Raw genomic sequence first — 4,197 nt, forward strand, 5'->3', positions numbered from 1 at the left:
TTTCATTAGTGTAGATATCTGTTCTTCAACTTTCATTGTTGACTCCCTAAGTAGTCAACTTTTTTCAGGACAAGACAATGAAAGAGACATCGACGCGATTACAAGCATTTATGAACAGGCGGTGCTTTTAGGAACTGGAAGTTTTGAGATTGATCCGCCTGATGAAAAAGAGATGCTTCGAAGAATGCAGCAGGTTTTTGCTTTTAAAGCACCTTATTTAGTCGCCGAATTAGAGGGGCAGATCTTAGGCTTTGCCTACGCGTCCGCCTATCGTCCGAGAGCTGCCTATCGCTTTACCGTTCAGGATTCGATTTACGTCCACCCTGAATGCCGGTCCGTCGGCGTTGGCACACAGCTTCTCACCTCGCTGATCTCTGAGTGCGAAATTCGCGGATTCTCTCAGATGATCGCCATCATCGGCGACTCTGAGAATAAAGCGTCAATCGGTCTGCATAAACACTGCGGTTTTGAGCATGTCGGCACTCTGAAAAACGTCGGATTTAAATTTGACCGCTGGCTGGATTCAGTACTCATGCAAAAAACGCTATCCGCAAGCCAAAACTGACTAAACTAATCAGATCCACTTTAATTGAGACGGTTATGGACGACTACAAAACTGAATACGATCCCGAATGGGTTTTAGCGACACTCAACGACGCTAAAGAAGCGCTGGAAAATTTAATCGCCTATGTTGAAGACAATCCCGATGCCGTCAAGGAAACACTTGATGACGGAATTCAGGATGTATACGCCAAGCTGAATTACGCATACAACAGCGCCAAAGACGGCCCTGAAGCACTCATGACCATGGACGACGATGACTTAGTCGCTTTTCCGAACATGCTACCCTTCAAGCACGGCGTCGACGTCACCAGAGAATAACGAGACTCTCGGATCTAGTCGACTTCACTGACTTTCAGATCCGAGATTCGATAACCGAAAGCGGCGAGTGTTCCAAGATACAGCACCGCCGCACCGACAACCACCGCAAGAATTAGTGCGACCTTGAGAATCCAGGCGCAGGTGAGCTCTGTCCAAACCACATAGTGCTGAATCACGCCCAAATAAACAACGAGCAGCGCGGCGCCGACAAAGATAGCAATAAAGAGCTTTTTCCAGCCGGCAAGCGGCGTGAAAACGCCTCGTTTCCTAAGCGTCAGCATCAGCACACCCGCATTAAAGCAGGCTCCCATACCGACAGAAAGCGCAAGCCCCGCGTGAGAAAACAGCGGAACATTGATCAAATTGAAAATCTGAGTCACAACGAGCGCCGTACATGCAATCTTCACCGGTGTCTTGATATCTTTCTGCGCGTAAAAACCGGGCGCGAGGATCTTAATGCCGATCAGCCCAATCAGACCGCAGGAGTAGCCGAGCACCGCCGTCGAAGTCTGAAAGACATCATTGGCGTTAAAGCGGGCGCTTTGGAAGAGAACTGCAACCAGCCCTTCCCCAAGCATCGCCAAACCAATTGCGGCAGGAATCGCAAAAGCCGCCACCAATTTAAGCCCCCAATCCAATAGCGCGTTGTAGCGCTCCTTCAGTCCTTTGGAAAAGGCTGCTGAAAGACTCGGCAGAAGAACTGTACCCAAGGCGACTCCTAAAAGCGCAGTCGGAAATTCCATGAGGCGATCGGCGTACGCAAGCCAAGTCACCGACCCTTCCTGAAGAAAAGACGCGATATTTGTGTTGATCAGGATGGAAATCTGAGCGACGCCAACACCAAAAAGCGACGGCACCATTAATTTGAGCACGCGGCGAACGGATGGATCTTTAGCTGCGGTTATCGGATTGATGAATCTCGGAAAAAGACCGAGCTTCACCAACTGAGGAATCTGAACAAAAAGCTGAAGAAATCCGCCGGACATTACACCGATTGCCAGTGCAAAAATCGGACGTTCTAAATGAGGCGCAATAAAAAGCGTCGCGGTAATCAGCGAGAGGTTTAAGAGAATCGGAACCGCCGCCGGTATCGCAAAGTGTTTCCATGTATTAAGAATGGACGAGCTCAGCGCGACCATTGACATGAAGAAGATATACGGAAACATGTACCGCGTAAGCTGTACAGCCGTATCAAAAGTCGTCGGCTCCTCGGTGAGACCTGAGGCAATTACCCAGACGAGCACCGGTGCGGCCAAAACGCCAAGTATGCTGACGACTAAAACTACAAACGCCAGCAGAGAGGCAACTTTGTCGATAAATGACTTAGCCTCATGAGGCGAGCGTGTACTTCGGACATCCGCGAGCATCGGTACAAATGCCTGCTGAAACGCTCCCTCGGCAAAGAGCCTGCGCAATAAATTCGGCAGTCTGAAGGCAACATAGTAGGCATCCGTATCTCCGCTTACGCCAAAAACTCGGGCAATAAGGATGTCTCGAATCAGACCTGTGATACGAGATAAAAGTGTCATGCCGGATATAACCGCGGCGTTGCGAAAGATGCTCACGTCTGTACCAAAACAAAAATACTGTAAGAACAGGATTGTAACAGTCCTTGACAGCCAGGCGACGCTATGCCTATGACGGCACTGCCCGAAAGAAACAATCCTATCTTCCGTCCACAATATAGGCGAGAGCGCTTCCAAAATCTGCTTCTGACACAAGAAGCTGAAGTTATCGAAAAAGTCAATTGTCTCTCTGTTGGTTAGGCCTAAGCGATTTTGCGAGGTTAAAAATCCCAGCACTTGGATTATTGACCTCTTAAAATGAGAATGTCAGTTGCTTGGATAAGGTACTATCTCTAACACGTATTCTTTGCTTATAGAAAGCGGGCTGTGAACGCCATGTGCTCATCTAAAGGATTAACCTTGAACTCTTTGTTGTATTCAGTCAGGAAGCACTTGAATCCCTTAGCTTTCACCTCAGAGTTCTTTACCTTAGTGCCTAGCAGTAAAACAACCCATGTTGGAACTACTTCGCAAAGTTTTGTGTGCCTAACAGACAATTGCCTCCCGGTTGATAACAGGAGGTTTTTTTTATATAATCCTGCTCTTTCGTATGGTTCTTTTTCATTTGAGAAAGAGCAAATTTGATTAACCTAACCGGCCGAGCCCGTAGTATTGCTAGTGGCGACCGGTAAAGATTGAAGACGCCACTCGCATAGGCAAGGAAAATAAACAATGGCAAATACTAAGCAAGCTCGCAAGCGCGCTATTCAGGCAGTTGCTCGCAACAAGCATCTTTCCGCTCAGCGCTCTCGCTATCGTACAGCTATCAAGAACGTTCGCAAAGTCATCCTGACCGGCGACAAAGAAGCTGCACTGGTTTCTTACAAGACCGCTCAGTCCGTTATTGACTCAATGGCTGACAAAGGCGTTCTGCACAAAAACGCAGCTGCTCGTCATAAGAGCCGCCTCGTTGCTGCTATCAAGGCTATGGCCTAATTCTGCAGCACCTGCCTTATAAAAGGCATGGAAAAAAGCTCGGGTACATACTCGGGCTTTTTTTGTCCTACGTCCCATCCCCTGCGCTCTTCTCAGTTTGCTCGCCTTGGCGAGGAGGAAACCTTAGGGAACTTAATTTAGTGAAACGCTTTTCAGCGACTGCATAAATGGAGCAGTTACACAGCCTTGCTAACCAACATTAGAAGAACAGAATGCGAGCGTAATTTATGCGCTGCTTCGACAGCTCCGGAGAATCGAAAATAACTTTAGTGTCTTAGAAGCCAGACGAGCGGTGTACGAGTGGACATACAAGATCATTTTGTATTGTGCTGTCTCAGTCTTATCCTAACCCGTTTGATACAGAAGCAGCTGAAAGAGAATACATTGAAATTCTCTGTGAAACGGGCGGTAGAAGCCCTCACTCTGTTCCGTGTCATTCCGTTGAATACATCAGTATCAGTGTATGGTTGCAAACTCAGAAAGAAGCACAGCTTGCGGAGAATACAAGCCTCTTCTGGAAATTGACACTGATGTCTGGAGATCGTGAGACCTGGAGCCAATGACGCGTCTTAAGAGTCACGGCTCTTTAGTTAGAGATCTTGGAAGAAGCCTTAAAATCCGATGAATCGTTGAACTACGAAGCCGCTAGAATCTAATATCTGATAACGCCTTGGTACTCAAGGGATATATTGAGAAATCATTAAAAAAATAAGAAAAAATCCCCGTTTTGTATACAGCCTGAATTCCGTGCCCTCTAGGTGATAAATCTTGGAGGCACGGCTATCTTCAGAGCTTCCATCGTCGCTCTTAGTTT

4 protein-coding genes are annotated in these 4,197 nt (G+C 47.5%); 3 read left to right on the top strand and 1 reads right to left on the bottom strand.

Going from position 1 to position 4,197, the window contains the following annotated elements:
- Positions 1 to 34: 34 nt before the first annotated feature.
- Both NFR90_RS11415 and NFR90_RS11420 read left to right on the top strand, forming a co-directional pair.
- On the top strand, positions 35 to 565 hold the full coding sequence (locus tag NFR90_RS11415) for a GNAT family N-acetyltransferase (RefSeq protein WP_251453127.1): 531 nt from the start codon (positions 35 to 37) through the stop codon (positions 563 to 565).
- Between the two features lie 35 nt (positions 566 to 600).
- Positions 601 to 882 carry a hypothetical protein gene (locus tag NFR90_RS11420; protein WP_251453126.1) on the top strand — a complete coding sequence of 94 codons (282 nt, stop codon included), beginning with the start codon at positions 601 to 603 and terminating at the stop codon, positions 880 to 882.
- Between the two features lie 14 nt (positions 883 to 896).
- Here NFR90_RS11420 and murJ read toward each other — a convergent pair whose 3' ends face one another.
- Complete coding sequence (gene murJ / locus NFR90_RS11425) at positions 897 to 2,447, bottom strand: murein biosynthesis integral membrane protein MurJ (RefSeq protein WP_160335753.1); 1,551 nt, start codon at positions 2,445 to 2,447, stop codon at positions 897 to 899.
- Positions 2,448 to 3,119: 672 nt separating this feature from the next.
- On the opposite strand from murJ, the gene rpsT reads away from it, so the two are divergent.
- The gene (gene rpsT / locus NFR90_RS11430; RefSeq protein WP_160335754.1) at positions 3,120 to 3,383 is read left to right on the top strand and encodes a 30S ribosomal protein S20; all 264 of its coding nucleotides are present in this window, start codon (positions 3,120 to 3,122) and stop codon (positions 3,381 to 3,383) included.
- Positions 3,384 to 4,197 lie beyond the last annotated feature (814 nt).

It is taken from the genome of Parasutterella muris, from assembly GCF_943193095.1.
In the GTDB taxonomy this organism is placed as follows: domain Bacteria; phylum Pseudomonadota; class Gammaproteobacteria; order Burkholderiales; family Burkholderiaceae_F; genus Parasutterella; species Parasutterella muris.

Bases quoted from the DNA above. Each gene is read 5' to 3' on its own strand.
- NFR90_RS11420 (WP_251453126.1), top strand. From the start codon at position 601: ATGGACGACTACAAAACTGAATACGATCCCGAATGGGTTTTAGCGACA.
- rpsT (WP_160335754.1), top strand. From the start codon at position 3,120: ATGGCAAATACTAAGCAAGCTCGCAAGCGCGCTATTCAGGCAGTTGCT.